The organism is Segatella copri (assembly GCF_002224675.1).
In the GTDB taxonomy this organism is placed as follows: Bacteria; Bacteroidota; Bacteroidia; order Bacteroidales; family Bacteroidaceae; genus Prevotella; species Prevotella copri_U.
The window spans coordinates 1-18,835 of the sequence record NZ_NMPZ01000030.1 but is presented as its reverse complement, the minus strand read 5'-3'; the positions used below and the strand labels follow the sequence as shown (position 1 = coordinate 18,835).

Below are 18,835 nucleotides of genomic sequence, written 5' to 3'. Positions count from 1 at the left end.
CTTCCATTTCAAAAACTTTTCGTAACTTTGCCACAAAGAATAAAAATGCAAAGACTATGGTAGAAAGAATTTATCCTGTGGGAATACAGACATTCAGCGACATCATCAAAAGAGGATGCGTGTATGTGGATAAGACTGACTTGATATACAAGTTGACCAAGAAGTACAAATACGTATTTCTCAGTCGTCCCCGCCGGTTCGGAAAATCCTTGCTGAGCACAACCCTTCATTCCTATTTCGCAGGCGAAAAAGACCTGTTCAAGGGGCTTGCCATTGAGGGATTGGAAAAGGACTGGACAGAATACCCTGTCCTGCATTTCGATATGTCCACATTCAAGAATTGCAATCTCAAAGATTTGCAATCCAAATTCAATTACAAACTTTCCGAATATGAAAGTATCTGGGGAAATAATCCAGAAAGTGAAACTCCCGGAGACAGATTCAAGAACTTGATTATTTCGGCAAAAGAGCAAACAGGCAAGCCGGTCATCATTATCATAGACGAATATGATGCGCCGCTTCTTGATGTGCTCCATAATGAGGACAGGCTATCAGAAATCAGAACCGTCATACAGGAATTTTATGCCCCAATCAAGGCTAATGATGAATACATCAGATTCGCCTTCATCACGGGTATCACCAAGTTCTCGCAGCTCAGCATCTTCAGCGCCATCAACAATCTGGCCAACATCTCCATGGACCCAGAATTTGCTGCCATCTGCGGCATTACTAAAGAGGAACTTACCACCACCCTGAACCAGGACATCGAACTGATGGCGGAGCACAATGGGGTGAGCAAGGAAGAGATGGCACGGATGCTCCAGGAGAATTACGACGGCTATCATTTCACAAGAAACAGCCCAGACATCTTCAATCCGTTCAGTCTGATGCGTGCCCTGGCATCGGGCGAGATAGAGGACTACTGGTTTGCATCGGGTACTTCTACCTATCTCATCAATCAGATGCAGAGATTCAAGACTGACGTGACGGAGCTGGACAACGTCTTTGCCTTCTCGTCTTCGTTCGATCGTCCTACGGAGAAGATGACGGATGCCCTGCCATTGCTCTATCAGAGCGGCTACCTTACCATCAAGGACTACGACCCTCTCACCAAAGGCTACTTTCTCGGCATTCCAAACAAGGAAGTAAGAGCCGGCTTGATGGAAAACCTGCTGCCGCTCTACACGAATCTGAGCGATGGTACTTCGCTGGGCTTTGCAGCAAGATTCTACCAGGCATTGGTGTATGGAAACATCGACAAGGCGATGACGCTGATGAAATCCTACTTCGCTTCCATTCCTTACCCGGAAGGCGGAAAGGATGTATTGGCAGACATGCAGAAAAACGAGTATTATTACGAAACCGTTTTCTACATCATGCTTTCGATGATGAACATAGCCGTTCTCACGCAGGTGAAGAGTTGCAGGGGCAGGGCCGATGCCGTGATGTTCTCGCCCCACACCATCTTCGTCTTCGAGATAAAGATCAACAAGCCTGCCAAGGAAGCCCTCGCCCAGATAGACGAAAAAGGCTACATGGTTCCTTTCGAGGCTGATGAAAGAAAGCTCGTAAAGATTGGCATCAGCTTCAGCACAGAAACAAGGACTATTGAGGATTGGGAATACAGGATTCTGGATAAAGCTTCAACAAAACCAACACTTAAGAAAGCGTATTCTGTCGAAGAAAAAAGAAAAGAACACGGAAACGCCTATCTCCCTTGGGAAAAAGAAGCAGATGATATTCTGATAAAATTTTATAATGAAGGAAAAAAGATAAAGGAAATAGCAGAAATCATGGAGCGTTCGAGAGGAGCGATTTACTCTAGACTTAAAAAGCTAGGAATTATAAATTAATAAGAAGACTCTGAATCAGCATTTCTTATGGCTAATTCAGAGCCTTCTTCTTTTTACTTTCTCCCTATTCCTTCACCTCCGTTATTTCCGAATGCTCCAACCGCTCCTTTTTCTTGAGTTTCTTCACCACTTCGGAATAGCTATGACGAATCAGGGACAGGATGAAATCATCTTCCAGCGTGCCATAAAGGTTTACCTGATTCCAGTATTTCTTATTCCAATGCCAGGCGCCTTCTATCTCGGGATGCACTTCCCGAAGTTCGAGGGCGTAATCGGCATTACATTTCATCGTAACCCATTCCGGGCGCTCCAGGTCGAGACAGGCGAAAATCTTTCCCATAATCCGAAACGCCAAAGTGGTTTCATCAAAAGGAAAATCCTCAGTAACGAGGGGGAGTGAGAGGCAATACTCTCTAACTGATTCTATGTTCATCATATCTTCTGATTATTTCTGATTAAAATGATTCTATGTTTTAGGGGACAAAGATAACGAATTCTGATGAAACGGCAAGACTTATCTCATAAAAAAACAAATCTTATCCGAAAAAATTCCGTTATATTAAAATCCTTCTCTTTCCTTATCCGTAATTTTGCAACATCATTCGCAAGATTCCTGCGCAGTAACATTCGCAAGAACTTTGCAGCATATTTACTTTAAAATAAGAAAGAAGATTATGAAACATGAATTGATCATGAGCGGTTTGCTCATCCTGGGAAATCCGATGATGGCGCACGCTCAGCAAACAAAGACCACTACAGCAGGAAGCATTTCTACTGAGAGCTGTTCTACTGAGAACATCCTAACCAAAAAGGAAGGACTTCTTCAGGATAGCATACAGGCAATGAAGGAAAAGCTTCGCCAGGACAGCATCCAATGGGAGAAACAGCTCTCAGCCGTAACCATTAAAGGAACCCGCTCGCAATTCCGCCTGAAGAACGGCGGAATCGTGGCTCGCATCTCGGGAACTTCGCTCGAGAAGGAGCCAACAGCTACGGAAGTGCTTGCCAAACTCCCCGGAATGTTCAAGAACAAGGATGGCAAACCGCAGGCATTTATCGGCGGCTCACCCGAAATCTACATCAACGACAGAAAGGTGCAGGATTACAGCGTGGTAGAAAACCTGCCCGTTACACAGATAAAAGAGGTGAAGGTGATTCATCATCCCGGAGCCGAATACGGCAACAACGTGGGCTGCGTGCTGCTCATCACAACCAAGAAGAACCTGCAAGGACTCGCCATCGTGGAGAACTCCGGCTTCCTCTTCGACTCCTACGTGAGCAACAACCACGACCTCGACCTTACCTACACCCACGGCAAGATGACGTACTACGGCAAACTGGGTTACGCCAACTGGCAGGGCATATGGAAAGAACAGGACATCGCCACGCATTACGTAAGCGGCAGTAATACAGGCAACAACGCTGGCGATAACGCCACTACCTACATCGCCTCCTCCACCCTCGACTGCAAGCATAACTACAACGACCACTTCTACTGGAGTGCCGGAGCTGACCTCGTCCTGACTGAAAAGCAAACCATCGGAGTGAAATACAATGGCTACAACATCCATCAGCCGATGCCATTCAAGATGACGAGCTATGCGATGACCAACGATCACGTAGATGACAACGTAACGGGCAACAACAAGTTTTTCTATTACGACTGGCAGCACCACGTAAACGCCTTCTACCAGGGTAATTACGGAGAAAAATGGAAGCTGAACTTCTTCGGCGACTTCGTGAAGCTACACACAGAGCAGGCTCAATTCGTGGATGAGATTTCGGAGAAGAATCTGGCGAATGGAGTTAGCGAGGAAGAAGCCAGAAACAAGTTTACACTCCTGCCACAAAGCGATGGAACCATCTGGGGAGCAAAGGCTCGCGCCAACTACACCATCAACGACAAGCAAACCTGGATGATGGGCGCCGAGTACAACTACGTGAAGAGCGAATCGCGTACCGATTACACCCCTGCCGATAAGGGAACCTCCACCCACAGCATCACCAAGGAAAATCATGCTGCCGTCTTCGCCGAGTATTCACTCGACTTCAAGCCCTTCTCCCTAAGAGTAGGATTGAGATACGAGCACGTGGATAGCCGCCTGGATTCCCACGCCCCGCTCCATCGCAAATACGACAACCTCTACCCATCCTTCCTGCTCTCTCATCAATCAGGCAGATTCTCACAGTCGCTGAGCTACCGTTCTTCCGAAACCCGCCCATCCTTCCAGGAGCTGAACACGGGCACGGTTTACGCAAACCGCTACATGAGACAGGTAGGAAACAGCCAGCTGGAGCCATCCAAGCGCCACGAACTCCAATACCAGGCAAGCTACGGCGACCTCTTCCTCCAGGCAAGCTACACCTACGTAAAAGATTACATCACCAGCATCATCGAACCCTATTCAGATGACCCTCAAACGGGCTACATCACCTGGACCAACATCGACCATTGCTGGAACTGGGGCAGCTTCCTCGGCTACCGCCACCGCTGGGGCTTCTACGAGCCGCAAATTCAAACAGGCATCCAGCAGGGCTTCATCAAGGCCATCAGCATGGGAAAGGAGAAAAGCTTCCACGACCCCTACTACATCTTCAGCCTCTACAACGGCTTCCATCTGCCCAAGGGCTGGTACCTGAACCTCTCGTTCTCCTACCGAAGCAGCGGCACCTACGAGTACCTCACCATCAACAGCGTGCACAACTTCGACTTCCAGCTCTACAAGAGTTTCCTGAAAGACCGCCTCTCGCTAAGCCTGAACGTGAACGACATCTTCAACACCAAGCGCCAAAAGACCGATGGCACCTACGGCAACGTGCGGTTCCAGCAGCAGAAGTGGGAGGACACCCGAAGCGTGCAGCTCCGCCTCACCTATCGCTTCAACCAGGCCAAGAAGCAATACCGTGGCGAGAACTCCGCCCAGGAAGCCGTGGGAAGAATGGGAGGAAAATAGAACAGAGACTTTTTTCGAAAAGGGGTATAATTTTATAAATAAACTTGCATATTAACTTCAAAAATAGTATATTTGCAGCGAGATTCTTGCTTAATTGCAATTTCGCAGCATAAAATCAACTAAAAATAAAGCTAATGGTTGACTGTCAGATTATAAGAGATGGAAAGGTAGAAGGAGAGGTAAGGCAAAACGGCCTTACCTTCATCGACAACCATGGGATGGAACGGAGCAACCACATCGAATCGGATGCATTGGAAGTTTCGCTCAAGGAGTGGCATTACCAGAAGTTTGGCATTATGAACCAACACTATCTTGGCAAGGCGAACAACTCCAAGTTTATCGCACAGCACGAGGTTCGACCAGCCCTGCTCTTTTCCATGCCAACCCTTGGCGGCAGCATGAAAGAAGTGTACGGCAATCGTGGCAGAAAAAAGGAAATGATGTGGAAAACAGGCGAGGCAAGCCTCTGTTTTCTAAGCGGCGAAGGTGGTGCCAACACTCACTTGAACCAGGGCACCCAATTCGAAATCTTCAACGTGGTCATCCCGCAGCAATTCATTGAAGAGCTTATCGAGCGCGACCCAGAGGTTTTTGAGCAACTCTCCCCTCTAACCAGCCCTACCTTCGACACCCAGACCATCATCAAGTACAACCAGCCCGCCATAGCAGCAGTCATCAAGGCGGCACGAGACATCCAGCGTTCCCGCCTGTTAGGCAACCAAGCCTCCAAATACCTGGAATCGAAGATTATCGACTGCCTCTCTGGATTTCTCCTGCCCGCCAGTCTCTTGCCAAGCAGCCAAGCCCTCAGCCTCAGCATCCGTGACAAGATACACGATGCCCAAAGCATCATCCTCACCCACTATCAGGAAATGCCTTCGCTCCACGAGTTGGCGGCAATGGTGGGCACCAACGAATGCACCCTGAAGAAAGCCTTCAAGCAGGAATTTGGAACCACCGTCTTCCAATATCTTTTTGATTATCGCATGGAACTGGCGGTTCATTACCTCCTCGACACAAGTCTTCCGATAGCCGACATCGGAATCATGCTGGGCTACGATTACCAGAGTCATTTCTGCACGGCATTCAAGCGGAAGCACGGGGTAAGTCCGATGGAATTCAGATTAAGACGTGGAGTTATCGCAAGAACCTGATGATGTGTCTTGGTCAAGGTTACCATCGGCATCGGCGACGACATCCATAATTCGAATGCCGCCGCCCTGGAAGTATCCCTAGGATTTATCTCTTTCTTCATAACATTCTTTTTCTTCATGATTTAAATATTTGATAGGCAGCAAGACTAACCAGCATCGCTACCTTGATAATTACTACTCCTATTATCATACGCATTTCCTCCAATATAAAAAATCAAACTTTTCTTCCTAACTCAAGTTTCGCATGTAAGCTCCACACGCCCTGAAAGGGCAGAAGCTCCTAGCCCAGGGCATCGCCCTGGGTAATTACGGACACAAGCTTGTCGCCCTGTAAGGGCAAAAGCTTTAAAATCCTGGCAATATATAAAGCTTTTGCCCTTACAGGGCGCCTTACTGATTGCCATCATACCCAGGGCGATGCCCTGGGCTAGGAGCTTTTGGGCCTTCAGCCCGTTCTTGAACCACATGCGAAAGTTCAGTATTTTATAATTTCAATTCTTTATTGTATCTCATTTCATGTAATGAGATTGCAAAGATAGGCTATTTTTCTCATGGAGATTTTAACATAAAGGAATAAAATGCAAGTTTTACCCTACAGGGCGGGCTGCTTATAAAGCTTTCAGCCCAGTCGTGAACCACAAGCTATAATCTGTGACTTTAAAACATTTCTTTCCTTTTTTGTAACTTTTTCAAGAAAATATTTGGTAATTACATAATTTTATTGTAGATTTGCAGCAGATTTTTAAAAGAAGGAGTGACTATGCAGAAGAAAAAAGATAAAAACCTGATGAAAACGGATGTGAAGCCGATGAAGCAAGGACTTCTATCCCAAATATTCCATCTCTATTATGATGGCTTCAGGACGATGACCCTGGGCAAGACGCTCTGGACCATCATCCTCATCAAGCTTGCCATCATCTTCCTGGTGCTCAAGCTCTTCTTCTTTCCTGATTTTATCAATACGAATTCCAAGAACGGAGACAAGGCTGGCTTCGTATCCAAGGAAATTCTCAACAGATAAGACTCTGAATTTCAATCCTATATTATCAGAAGAAATACAAAAACATTATATAATAACAATTTTAAAACCATTCAACTATGATGACAAATCTATTGTTAGACATTACATCAGCCACCATCGACTGGTCGAGGGCGCAATTCGCACTTACGGCCATCTACCATTGGCTGTTCGTTCCGCTCACCCTGGGACTGGCAGTAATCATGGGCATTGCCGAAACATGTTACTACCGCACCAACAAGCCGTTCTGGAAGCACGTAACCCGTTTCTGGCAAAAACTCTTTGGCGTGAACTTCGCCATGGGTGTTGCCACGGGAATCATCCTGGAGTTTGAATTCGGAACCAACTGGAGCAACTACTCCTGGTTCGTGGGCGACATATTCGGCGCTCCCCTAGCCATCGAAGGCATCCTGGCATTCTTCATGGAGAGCACCTTCGTAGCCGTAATGTTCTTCGGCTGGGATAAGGTGAGCCGGGGCTTCCACCTTGCCTCCACCTGGCTCACGGGTCTTGGCGCCACCATTTCAGCCTGGTGGATTCTCGTAGCCAACGCCTGGATGCAATATCCGGTGGGGCAGGAATTCAATCCCGACACCATGCGCTTCGAGATGACCTCGTTCCTGGATGTGGCACTCTCGCCATTCGCCATCAACAAGTTCACCCATACCGTTACTTCCTCGTGGATCATCGGCGCCACCTTCGTGGTAGCCGTAAGCTGCTGGTATCTCCTGAAGAAGAGAGAAACCCAACTTGCCAAGGCGAGCATCAAGATGGGTGCCGGAGTAGGACTCATCGCCACCCTGCTGGCTGCGATGACCGGCGACAATTCCGCCTATCGGGTGGCACAGGTGCAGCCGATGAAACTGGCTGCGATGGAAGCATTATATAATGGTGGCAAGGGCGAGAGCCTTACGGCGATAGCAGCCGTTCACCCCTTCCGGCAGCCCGATTACGAAAACGAGCAGGAGCCAGCCATGCGCATCGCCATCCCCAACATGCTCTCGTTCTTAGCCACCCGCACAGCCGATGGCTACGTGCCTGGCGTGAACGATATTATCAAGGGTTACACCCACGAGGATGGCACCCGGGAACCATCCGTGCAGGAAAAGATAGCCCGGGGCAAGAAGGCGATTGTTGCCCTGAAAACCTATCGCGAAACCAAGGCGCAAGACCAGCTCCCTATCCTCAGGGAGAACATGAAATACTTCGGATATGGTTACATCAAGGACGCCAAGGAACTGGTACCGAGCATCCCTATCTGCTTCTACGCCTTCCGCCTGATGGTGGGAGTAGGCTGCCTGCTCATCCTCTTCTTCGCCCTCAGCCTATTCCTGGTTTATAAGAAGGAAATCGCCCAATACCGATGGTTCCTCATTTCCGCCATCATCATGATTCCGCTGGCTTACATCGCCTCAGAATCGGGCTGGATAGTAGCAGAAATCGGTCGCCAGCCTTGGACCATCCAAGACCTGCTGCCGGTTAGCGCCGCCATCTCCGACATCGAGGCAGGCAGCGTGGCCACCACCTTCTTCATCTTCCTGGCACTCTTCACCACCATGCTCGCCGTAGAAATCAGCATCCTGGTGAAGCAGATCAAGAAAGGACCGGAATACGATTAATCTCTCTGATAATCAATGTTTTTTCAGAAAGATATCGAAAAGAATCATAGGATAGTTTTTCAGTAAACAACAAAACCCGAAAGTATTATGACATACGAATTTTTGCAATCATACTGGTGGTTCCTCGTATCATTATTAGGAGCCCTGCTGGTGTTTCTCATGTTTGTACAGGGAGCCAACACCTTGATTTTCTGTTTGGGGAAAACAGAAGAAGAGCGTCGCCTCATCATCAACTCCACGGGGCGAAAATGGGAGTTCACCTTCACCACGCTCGTCACCTTCGGCGGAGCCTTCTTCGCCTCATTCCCGCTGTTCTACAGCACCAGTTTCGGCGGAGCCTACTGGCTGTGGATGATCATCCTGTTCTCGTTTGTGATTCAAGCCGTGAGCTATGAATTCCAGAACAAGATAGGTAATTTTCTTGGACCAAAGACCTTTCAGATCTGCCTCATCATCAACGGCATCGTGGGTCCGCTGCTTCTTGGCGGCGCCGTAGCCACCTTCTTCAACGGCAGCAATTTCCTGATAGACAAGGGGAATATTACCAACAGTCTGCAACCCGTCATCAGCCGCTGGGCGAACGCCAGTCATGGTCTTGATGCCCTGCTCGACCCATGGAATGTGGTGCTGGGACTTGCCGTACTGATGTTAGCCCGCATCCTGGGCATGCTCTACATCAAGAACAACATCGAGCACCAGCAGATTCAGGAGCGCTGCACCCGCCAGTTGCCATGGAATGCCCTCATTTTCCTATTGTTCTTCCTGCCATTCCTCATCAGACTGCTGGTAAAGGATGGATTCAGCACTTCTTCTTCCAGCATTACGCTGGAGAGCATGAAGTATCTTCACAATCTTTTGGAGATGCCAATCTTGCTTGTAATATTATTAATAGGTGTAGTGCTCGTTCTCTTCGGCATTTTCAAGTCATCGAGAAGCGTTCAGTATAGAAAGGGAATCTGGTTTACGGGCATCGGAACCGTGCTCACCGTACTGGTTCTGCTGCTGATAGCCGGCTGGAACCACACCGCCTACTATCCGTCGAACATCGACCTTCAGAGTTCGCTCACCCTCGCCAACAGCTGCAGCAGCGAGTTCACGCTCCGCACCATGGCGATAGTTTCCCTCCTCATCCCGTTCGTCCTCGCCTACATCGTCTTCGCCTGGCGTGCCATCGACCGCAAGCGCATCACGCAGGAAGAAATAGAGCAGGGAGAAGCGTATTAAAAAAGACAGAAAAAGTGAGTCACTTCAACGCCATGATAGATTTCGGAGAGCTCTTCAGCGGAATACGCGGAGTTATCGGAGACATTCTTGCTTAAGCGATTACGCACGGATTTTAATCGGAAACTAGGGCAAACGGCCCTGGCTGTCACCTTGCAATAGGGAGATAATAGAGAGTATCTGTTACGACCGCCAGGTCGAGTTTCCGTTTAAATTCCGTGCGTAATCCGAGGAATGTGGTTCAGGCATCCGTTTCATCCGCGTAATCCGATGAAGAAAAAATCATCAGATGAAGGAAAAATCCTACAGCTCTATCACTTCCAAATCATCCGGAACGAAGATTCTACCCTTGAAGTTCTCAGCAGCTTCACGGGTGTAATTTTCCTTACGAGTAGCCAGCGTTTTCTCCTCCGTATGATAAAGAATGAGATTCTTCACCCCCAGTTTCTCCGCCAGTTTTCCGGCATCAAGCGCCGTACTGTGGCATTTCTCGTAAGGCTTGAATGTATCCCGGTCGGCATAGAGGCAGAACGCCTCGCACATCATCCAATCCGCCCCCTCAATGTAGCGGCGGTTCTGCTCATTATAAGGCTCATCGCCCAGACACGCCAAGACCAAAGGTTTAGCATGATTTTCAGATGCAGCTTTATCGGATGAAGTCTTATCTTCTGAAACATTATCTTCTGAAGTTCCTGGCAACTCAGCACGGAATCCGAACTGCTTCTCCTTAGTAGATTGAATATCAAAGCATTCCAGCTTCATATCCCCCACTTCGAAACACTCCCCATCTTCCAGCTGATGGAACACCACCCTTTCAGCCACCTTCGCCAGTTGCTTCTTGGCAAGAATCATGTCGATGATGGTTTTGATTACCTTCATCACCTTGTCGTTTCCATACACATGCAGCAATCCCTCGTAACCCTTACATTGTGCCACCATTCGGATTACCCAAATCACACCCAGCACGTGGTCGGTATGCGCATGGGTAACGAAGAGATGATGAATGTCAGAAATCTGAACATTCACCTTCTTCAGCTGCGAGAGGATTCCATTTCCTCCGCCCGCATCCACCAGCATCAGAGTGCTGGAAGTCTTGAGCAAAAAACAGGTGTTATAAATCTGGGAAACCGTAGCATTTCCCGTTCCGAGCATCGTAATTTGATTCATCTTTTCGCTATTTTCGTTATGATTCATATTTATTTTATCTCAATCTCCCCCATCAGGAATAGATACCCTCAGCATCAGGAATAGTTCTCCTCATCATCAGGAAGATTTGATTCACTTATTACAGAGAAGATTCACGCCCACAAAACTACTTATTTTTTGATAAACCACCAAGAAAAAGCCCCAAAAACTTTGCGTATTCAAAATAATAATCTTAACTTTGCGGCATAAAAACAAAAAGTTGGTTTCGATTATGGCAAAAATAGAAAGACAAAAGCGAATCTATCGCAAGCGCATCCCTTACGGAATGCAGAATTTCGAGGATGTAATAAAGGGCGATTGCTACTATGTAGATAAGACTCCCTTCATCGAGGATATCGAAGATGCCAATAAGTATTTCTTCTTCATTCGCCCTCGCCGTTTCGGCAAGAGCCTTACCCTCTCCATGCTCGAAAACTATTACGACATCAACAAGAAGGATAAGTTTGAAAGCCTCTTCGGGAAACTTTACATCGGAGAAAATCCTACCCCCGAACGCAACAGCTATCTCATCCTTCACCTGAATTTTGCCATGATTTCTGCAGGATTGGATAATTATAAAAAAGGACTTGACGCCCATTGCAACAACAAGTTCAATTCCTTCTGCAGCAGATACGCCCACCTTTTGCCACCAGACACAAAGGAAGAGATGAACCAAAAGGAAGATGCCGTTGCCCAATTGGGATTTCTATGCGACAAATGTGCTGAAGCAGGCTTGAAGATTTATCTCTTCATCGACGAATACGACCATTTTACCAATCAGATTCTTGCCCACAAGGAATATGAAGGACAACACCAAGAACAGACTCTTGGCGAAGAACACTTGCGCCATTTTTTCAATAATATCAAGGGTGCCGCAGCAAGTTCTATAGCAAGAGTTTTCATTACAGGAGTAACCCCTGTAACCATGTACAATTTAGCCAATGTTTTCAACATCAGTACCAACTATTCCCTGTCTCCGGAGTTCAACGAGATGGTGGGATTCACCGAGGATGAAGTGCGTGAAATGCTGGCTTATTACGCCAGCGTGCTGCCATTCCGCCATAGCGTGGACGAGCTGATAGAAGTGATGAAGCCATGGTATGGCAATTATTGTTTCGCCACCTCTGAATGCGGAAAAACTACCATCTGCAACCCAGCAATGGTCCTTGACTTTATGAACAATTACATTCAAAACAATTACGAGATTCCAAAGAAGCCATGTGAAGTTATCCCAAGTATAGACCATGAGATTGTTCGCCAACTCATTCGCTACGACAAGGAGTTTGCCCGTGATTCCTGTATCATAAAAGCCTTGACGGTTAAGGGATTCGCTTTAGGAAATCTATTGGATATTTTCCCAGTTAACCACATTAACACCCCCGATGCTATTCTGAGTCAGCTCTTCTATTTCGGCATGGTTACGATTGACGGAACTTACCAGGGCAACACCCGATTTGCGATTTCCAACGAGGCAGCGCGTAACCAGATGAATACTTTAATTAATTATGGAGAAGAAATTATACAAGGAGGCAAAGAATTAATTTAAACAAAAAAGCAACGATTATGGCAGAAGAAACATACAACACCAACAAGGGGATGAACTATTCGTTCACCCCCACTCTAATGGAAATCGAGAAGACTATCAGCCTTCCCATGCTGTCCAGAAGATTTCAGACGCATCCAGTTCCTGTTCTGTCATTTTTGCCAGATTATCCAAATCAAGGTCTGGATTATCAGCAAGCAAGCACTTATCTGAACAATAAGGAGAATCTACACACGTCCATCCCTCATTCATCAACTTCCCGCAATGCGTGCAAACCCGTAGATTACCAATGTCATTTGCTAGAATTACGTCTTCCAATGCATCCCGCTTGCGAAGCTCCCCAACAAGAAGCAACGCCATGGTTACGGGATGATTCATTGCTCAATCTTCCATTTGCCCTCCCCGTACCATTTAACCACTTGACTTGCGGTATAAGGCTCAAAATCCCAATCGCGGGAGTGCATGAACATGTTTGTCTCGGGGTCCCAATACCAATAATGGGTGGAACCTAGGCCATAGCCCAAATTGAGTCTGCATTCTTTCTCCTTATTAGGATGTTCCTTCAGATAGTTAAGCAGCTCAATAGTTGAAATCCATTGTTTTTCCATAAATTTCGTTGTTAAATTCTACAATATAATTATCAAACACGTTGCAAAGATAGAAGATCCTATCGAAATGAGCAAATCAATTAGATCTTCTTAGATCAATACCCATGGGATTTAGATCTTCTTAGATCCGACTTAAAAATAAGATTATAAAACAACATATAAATCAGACTTTTATTATGGTAGATAAAAATATTTTTAAATTAGAAGGGAAAAGCCAGGAACAGGTGAAGGAGGCCTTTCTGGAGTTTCTGAAAATAGACAAAACCAAGCCCGGTGGCTATGCCAGCGTAGGCTCAAACAAGGTTATCTGCAAGGTCGCTAAAGAGGCCTGCGGAGTAAACTCGGTATTGGAAATCAAAAAAGCAGAGGATGCCACAGAAGTGAGCAAACTCCTGACAGGCAGAATAGACGAAGAACTGGACTACGGCAAGAGACACCAAATGACAAGCCTGAGATGCCACGTAAGAAAATACATCGAATTTCTGAACTATTGCGAAGGTCTGAAAGGCAAACCTGTTTACGAGTTTGACAAAGACACAGATCAGCCATTCATCGGCGCTAGCCAATTCAAGAAGCTTGTTTCCCTGTTGAAGGCAAAGAAGAACATCATCCTAGAGGGAGCACCTGGCGTGGGCAAGACCTTCCTCGCCAGAAAGATAGCCTATCAGCTGATTGGCTATGTGAAGGATGAGAACATCGAGATGGTGCAGTTTCATCAATCCTACAGTTATGAGGATTTCGTGCAGGGCATCCGCCCTTCTGAGGAGGGTGGCTTTGAACGGAAAAATGGCATTTTCTTTGACTTCTGCAGCAAGGCTAGGCGTTCGCCCGACCAGCAGTTTGTCTTCATCATCGACGAGATAAATCGCGGAAACATCAGCAAGATTCTGGGCGAACTGATGATGCTGATAGAGGCCGACAAGCGCAAAAAACAGTATGCCATCAAGCTTACCTACAGCAACGAAGATGATGAACGTTTCTTTGTGCCCGAGAATGTTTATCTGATAGGCTGCATGAACACCGCCGACCGCTCGCTCGCCATCGTGGATTACGCTCTGCGCCGCCGATTCAGATTCATCTCTATCAAACCAGAGTTCAACGAAGCTTTCATCAATTTTCTGGAAGGAAAAGGCATCAGCAAGGAGAATGCGGAGCTGGTGGTGAGCAAGGTGAAAGCGGCCAACGAGGTGATTTCAAGTATGGATAGAGGGCTTGAAATCGGGCACAGTTATTTCTGCCAGACAGAGGGTTGTGAAGATTTTTCCGCCTGGTGGAAAGATATTTGCGAGTATGAGCTTTTCCCGTATCTTCATGAAATCTGCTTCGATGATGAGGATAAGTATGAATTGATTTGCAACAAACTGAAGTTCTGAGATGCAACAGAAAATTCCTATAGAGAATCTGTATTACCTGCTCTGTTATGCCTGGGGCGTAAGCGACCAGCTCGACAAGGTGAAGGTGGATGGCGAGAAATGCCATTCGCTGGAGAACCTATTGTCAATGGTTTTGATTCATGCTTGCGATAGGTTACTGCGCCAAGGGCTTGTAAGAGAGTATCGGTTTGAGGAACAGGAAGTGGAGGGCGTTCGAGGCAAGCTGAATCTTGCTGAGACCTTGAAGAGCTGTAAGCATCTGAATGGCAGAACTATCTGTCAGGTGGATGAATTGACTCAGGATGTGGTCATCAACCGGGTTATCTTTTCTACCTTGAAGAGGCTGATGAGGATAGTGGGCATTGATGAGGACATCAGAGTGAGGTTGCGAAAGACTTTGGTAAGATTTCCTCATATTGAGGAGATTCGCGTTACTGGGGGATTGCTGGAGCGGCTTCTAGGGAATCATCCTGGGCATCTTACGGGGCATTTTACGGGGCATCGCCATCATGGGGTTTATTTGCTGGCGCTGAATGTCTGCAAGTTGATTTGGGATTCTACGCTTCCTGTCAAGGATAAAGACGGACGACTGGAGTTTGTGGATTTCACGGAGGATGAGTTCCGGATGAACTGCATCTTTGAGCGCTTTCTGATGAATTTCTGCAAGCAGCATTGCCGGGAGGAATATCCGGAGGTGCATAGGGAATACATTGATTTCCAGCTTTCTCCGTTCGGAATGATGTTTAAGGAGGCGGGCGATGCGCTGCCAATGATGGAGACTGACGTGACGCTTTTCAACCCGGAGAAGCAGGAGAAGCTTATTCTGGACGCCAAGTTTTATAGGGAAGCGCTGGTTTCGAAGTATGGCGGCAGGGAGAAGGTACGAAGGGAGCATCTCTCGCAGATTCTTTCTTATGTGATGAACCAGGAAGACCGGAGCAAGCCGCATACTCTGAATGCTTGCGGCACCCTGGTTTACCCCACCGTGGATGAGGATTTCGACTTTTCTTATAGGTATAAGGATGGCGGGCATCGCATCTTTGTGAGGACTGTAAACCTGGGACAGCCGTGGCGGAAGATTGAGGAACGAGTGAAGGAGATTGTGACAAAACGCTGCTTTTAATATTAAACAACGTGATTTTTTCACGAAAACAGATTTTTAATTTTGCACTTCTGCTTTTTTATCGTATATTTGCACCACTATAAAAAAGAACAGCTATGATACAGGAATTTCAAATACAAAACTTCTTCAGCATCAGGGAAAGGCAAACGCTAAGTTTCCTTCCTACTAATGATGACAAGATGAGAAGCCAATACCTATACGAAGTGGCAGAAGGTGTTGAACTCCTCAAGATTGGTATCGTGTATGGTAGCAACGCCAGTGGCAAAACCACCCTGCTCGATGCCCTGTCATTCTTCCGCCGCACCATGCTCGACAAGCCGGAAAACAAGAATATGGGAATGGGGGTACGTTCCTTTTCTTCTGGATAATCACAGCCGCAAGAAGCACTTCCTGTTACAGATGCTGAAAGCGAGCGACTTCATTTACCATTCCTTGGAAGTATTTATCTAGATAAGGAGGATTAGACCGAGTTGTATGGAGAGCATAAAAACATTATATAGAAAACTTAATAATATAGATAAAAATGAATTTTGAGATTACAGCAATCAGATACCAAATGCCTGGAAAGGATTTCGAGGAAAAGACCAAAAATGCCAAAGATTTTGTAGCACAGCTACCTATTCCATCTATGGTCTATTTGAAAAGAGAACCAGATAATGTTTATAGTTCAAACGCTATCGCCGTGTACTATCAGAACTACAACAAGATTGGTTATATATCAGAAAACTATACAAAAGAAATACAACGTGTATTTCCCCCAGAGCTGTCCTCTACAACAATAGTAAAGGCTAAGGTGATAGGCAAGATTGGCAACATCACTTTAACGGCAGATGTTGACACCCCCAAGGAATGCCTATTGGCCCCCGAACCATACAAAAGACGAATCGCTCCATCCCCATTTGATATTTCCATGCCATTCATGGAGGAAGAGAATAAGATTGAATTGGTTACTAACTTACTGCTACCAAGAGATTTTAATGATAAGGATGCCGAAGAACTCATTAATCTAAGTGAGTACTACTACAGCCAAATTCCCCTAACACTCTGCGATGTTGATTGCAAAAACACAAGTCGCATTCTCAACAAGTTGAAAGATTTCACAAACAATCACCCTGCAATATCAAGTTCAACTAAAAAGAAATTAGAAGATCTCTGCCATAAAATCCAGAACCTTGTGGCAAATATACATAGAGAAGAGGATAGAAACAAGATTTACGAGAATCATCTGGCTAGAATGAAAGAGTTTTTCTCAAATGAAAAGGATGGATTTTTTAAAAGATACGACGACAACTATCTAAAAGCACCACTGGGTCTGGCTAAAACGGATATTCTAAAATCTGAACTCAACAGACTGACAGATTGGCTAGACAAAGTGCCAAGAGGTATATTCCACTCCCACAACTTGCAAAAGAAAGATATCGTACCACAAATGCGTTATCTTCACCTTTCAAGAAGAGAAATGTATGATATCATGGGTACCGAACTTGTGGTTTTAAGACTCAAAGAGCAACTCTATCAAAACGAGTCAATGTCTAATCAGGAATCCAATACAGACCAACAAAACGTAGTTCCTGATGAAGTAATCATCCCACACGACTGTAGAGAAGCTATTATTAAAGTAATGAAGCCTACATTTACTTTACCCAATGGAGTTGTGATGAATTCAAGAAATCAAATTATAAAAGCAGCTTCTGTGATTGACTTGACAACCAATGTACAGGTAGCTATGATGATGGCTGTTGTCATGGAAATAAAAGCTATTCGTCCAGGAACAAAGTGTATTGATTTTATCCGTGCCTTGATTGGAATTGGAGTGCTAAAGTATAGCGATGAAAAAGCCATAAAAAATATGGCAGATGGAATGAACAGAAAATTGCACGGAAGCCAGAAGAAGGACAAAAAAGTACCTTCACTCCCACCAAAACATTTACAATGGTCGGGAACTGATAGAAATATCGGAGATGACATCTATAAAGCTATGACAACTGCAGAACCATAATCTTTTGTTTCTTGAAAACAAAATACGCTATAGAAAGCGGCAACGATTATCCTACAAAAGGATAGTGGTTGCCGCTTTTTGTGTTTATGGGGTTCTGATTGACTCCTTGATTTTATTCCGATTGATTCCGAATGATTCCGAACGATTCCGAAAATACTGAATTTCAACGATTTAAAACGATTTTCTTTGCACTTACACGGATTTTTCGCCTTAACTTTGCATCAGCTTTCAGCAAGATCGGAGCCACAAACTAAAGAGCCTTAAAGGAAGGTTAGGTCTTGCTTTATTAAGATTATGAATGCAAAATTGATGCGCGTGGTGCAGCAGGGCGAGGCCTTCGCTGTGCAGAGTCAGAAGAGTGAGAACGGACAGCTCATGAAATGCAATATCGTGCTGCAGGAAATGGGCGGAAAGTTTGAGAACCATTACGTGGCTACGATGCTCGGAAACATGGCTATGTTCAAACTGGCACCAGGTGATGTTGTGGCAGTAACGCTCAGATTTTCTACACGTGAATATAATGGACAGGTGTTCCATCACTGACATGTATAAATTGAATTGATTCACAGTCAGTTTTATTAGTTTTTAATTATTAACCGAGTGGAGTGAGTGAAGGAATCTCCGGAGGTAAGGTAGCGCTACGTTTCTCGCTTTCTTTGCTCTTAAATTCACTAAGGTTATGAAAAAGGATTTTAATGACATCCACAAGTTGATGAACAGCCAGCACACTCAGAAGAGCGGCATGGCTTACTACGATGATACTCATTATTTTCTGTTTGCACCCGATAATCCCGTGGTGGGCAGCATGCCACGCTTCCATCGTCTCGGCGTTGCACAGCAGTTGAACGACGGCTCCTTCGAATTCGTTCCGAAGCCGCAGCTCAAGACGCAGTCGCTGCTGATCAAGAAGCTGGCGCACGGTCGTGTGTCGAAGACCAAGGATGGTGCCATCCAGCTCACCCTGAAGGTTTACTGCGATGAGGGTGTGAACATCAGCGAGACAATTGCTGCCGAGGCAATTATGGCCAAAGATGCCATCGTGGAGTATCAGTTGAAGAGATAAACCAAAGGATCTAGGGCTTTTTAGAGGAAGAACCCGAATCTTCCAATATTCCAGTTCTTCCAATATTCCAAAAAGGGTGTTTCAAGACAAAACCCCTTTTTATAGATTCTATAACTAATTAA

The 18,835-nt window shown here is 45.9% G+C and carries 16 protein-coding genes; 14 read left to right on the top strand and 2 right to left on the bottom strand.

Going from position 1 to position 18,835, the window contains the following annotated elements; all coding sequences use genetic code 11:
• The first annotated feature begins 56 nt into the window (after nt 1–56).
• A complete protein-coding gene (locus CFT61_RS14210) occupies nt 57–1,853 on the top strand; it encodes an ATP-binding protein (protein ID WP_089545054.1) in 1,797 nt (598 codons plus the stop codon).
• Between the two features lie 64 nt (nt 1,854–1,917).
• Here CFT61_RS14210 and CFT61_RS14205 read toward each other — a convergent pair whose 3' ends face one another.
• Nucleotides 1,918–2,286 (bottom strand): MmcQ/YjbR family DNA-binding protein, encoded by a 369-nt coding sequence (locus tag CFT61_RS14205; RefSeq protein ID WP_089545079.1) that lies wholly within the window; start codon nt 2,284–2,286, stop codon nt 1,918–1,920.
• Nucleotides 2,287–2,527: 241 nt separating this feature from the next.
• Here CFT61_RS14205 and CFT61_RS14200 point away from each other — a divergent pair, with 241 nt between their 5' ends.
• The 5 genes from CFT61_RS14200 to cydB all read left to right on the top strand — a co-directional run bounded on the left by CFT61_RS14200 (nt 2,528) and on the right by cydB (nt 9,822).
• Complete coding sequence (locus tag CFT61_RS14200; protein WP_089545053.1) at nt 2,528–4,807, top strand: outer membrane beta-barrel family protein; 2,280 nt, start codon at nt 2,528–2,530, stop codon at nt 4,805–4,807.
• A gap of 134 nt (nt 4,808–4,941) precedes the next feature.
• Complete coding sequence (locus tag CFT61_RS14195; RefSeq protein ID WP_089545052.1) at nt 4,942–5,961, top strand: helix-turn-helix domain-containing protein; 1,020 nt, start codon at nt 4,942–4,944, stop codon at nt 5,959–5,961.
• Between the two features lie 808 nt (nt 5,962–6,769).
• The gene (locus CFT61_RS14185) at nt 6,770–6,982 is read left to right on the top strand and encodes a DUF4492 domain-containing protein (protein WP_089545078.1); all 213 of its coding nucleotides are present in this window, start codon (nt 6,770–6,772) and stop codon (nt 6,980–6,982) included.
• A gap of 80 nt (nt 6,983–7,062) precedes the next feature.
• Complete coding sequence (locus tag CFT61_RS14180) at nt 7,063–8,598, top strand: cytochrome ubiquinol oxidase subunit I (protein WP_089545077.1); 1,536 nt, start codon at nt 7,063–7,065, stop codon at nt 8,596–8,598.
• Nucleotides 8,599–8,685: 87 nt separating this feature from the next.
• Nucleotides 8,686–9,822 carry a cytochrome d ubiquinol oxidase subunit II gene (gene cydB, locus CFT61_RS14175; protein WP_089545050.1) on the top strand — a complete coding sequence of 379 codons (1,137 nt, stop codon included), beginning with the start codon at nt 8,686–8,688 and terminating at the stop codon, nt 9,820–9,822.
• A 300-nt stretch (nt 9,823–10,122) separates the two neighbouring features.
• On the opposite strand, the gene CFT61_RS14170 is transcribed toward cydB, so the two are convergent.
• Nucleotides 10,123–11,013: an MBL fold metallo-hydrolase gene (locus CFT61_RS14170; RefSeq protein ID WP_254918991.1), complete on the bottom strand. Its 891-nt coding sequence runs from the start codon at nt 11,011–11,013 to the stop codon at nt 10,123–10,125.
• A 223-nt stretch (nt 11,014–11,236) separates the two neighbouring features.
• Here CFT61_RS14170 and CFT61_RS14165 point away from each other — a divergent pair, with 223 nt between their 5' ends.
• From CFT61_RS14165 to CFT61_RS14125, 8 genes are all read left to right on the top strand, one after another.
• Nucleotides 11,237–12,550 carry an AAA family ATPase gene (locus CFT61_RS14165; protein ID WP_089545049.1) on the top strand — a complete coding sequence of 438 codons (1,314 nt, stop codon included), beginning with the start codon at nt 11,237–11,239 and terminating at the stop codon, nt 12,548–12,550.
• Between the two features lie 17 nt (nt 12,551–12,567).
• Nucleotides 12,568–13,059 carry a hypothetical protein gene (locus tag CFT61_RS16670; RefSeq protein ID WP_142990647.1) on the top strand — a complete coding sequence of 164 codons (492 nt, stop codon included), beginning with the start codon at nt 12,568–12,570 and terminating at the stop codon, nt 13,057–13,059.
• A 272-nt stretch (nt 13,060–13,331) separates the two neighbouring features.
• A complete protein-coding gene (locus tag CFT61_RS17390) occupies nt 13,332–14,528 on the top strand; it encodes an AAA family ATPase (RefSeq protein ID WP_089545046.1) in 1,197 nt (398 codons plus the stop codon).
• 1 nt (nt 14,529) lies between these two features.
• The gene (locus tag CFT61_RS14145) at nt 14,530–15,651 is read left to right on the top strand and encodes a 5-methylcytosine restriction system specificity protein McrC (RefSeq protein WP_089545045.1); all 1,122 of its coding nucleotides are present in this window, start codon (nt 14,530–14,532) and stop codon (nt 15,649–15,651) included.
• A gap of 95 nt (nt 15,652–15,746) precedes the next feature.
• The gene (locus tag CFT61_RS14140; protein ID WP_089545044.1) at nt 15,747–16,019 is read left to right on the top strand and encodes an AAA family ATPase; all 273 of its coding nucleotides are present in this window, start codon (nt 15,747–15,749) and stop codon (nt 16,017–16,019) included.
• Between the two features lie 155 nt (nt 16,020–16,174).
• A complete protein-coding gene (locus CFT61_RS14135; RefSeq protein WP_089545043.1) occupies nt 16,175–17,650 on the top strand; it encodes an HIRAN domain-containing protein in 1,476 nt (491 codons plus the stop codon).
• Nucleotides 17,651–17,944: 294 nt separating this feature from the next.
• Nucleotides 17,945–18,193 (top strand): DUF3127 domain-containing protein, encoded by a 249-nt coding sequence (locus tag CFT61_RS14130; protein WP_089545042.1) that lies wholly within the window; start codon nt 17,945–17,947, stop codon nt 18,191–18,193.
• A 136-nt stretch (nt 18,194–18,329) separates the two neighbouring features.
• On the top strand, nt 18,330–18,713 hold the full coding sequence (locus CFT61_RS14125) for a hypothetical protein (RefSeq protein ID WP_089545041.1): 384 nt from the start codon (nt 18,330–18,332) through the stop codon (nt 18,711–18,713).
• Nucleotides 18,714–18,835: the final 122 nt, after the last annotated feature.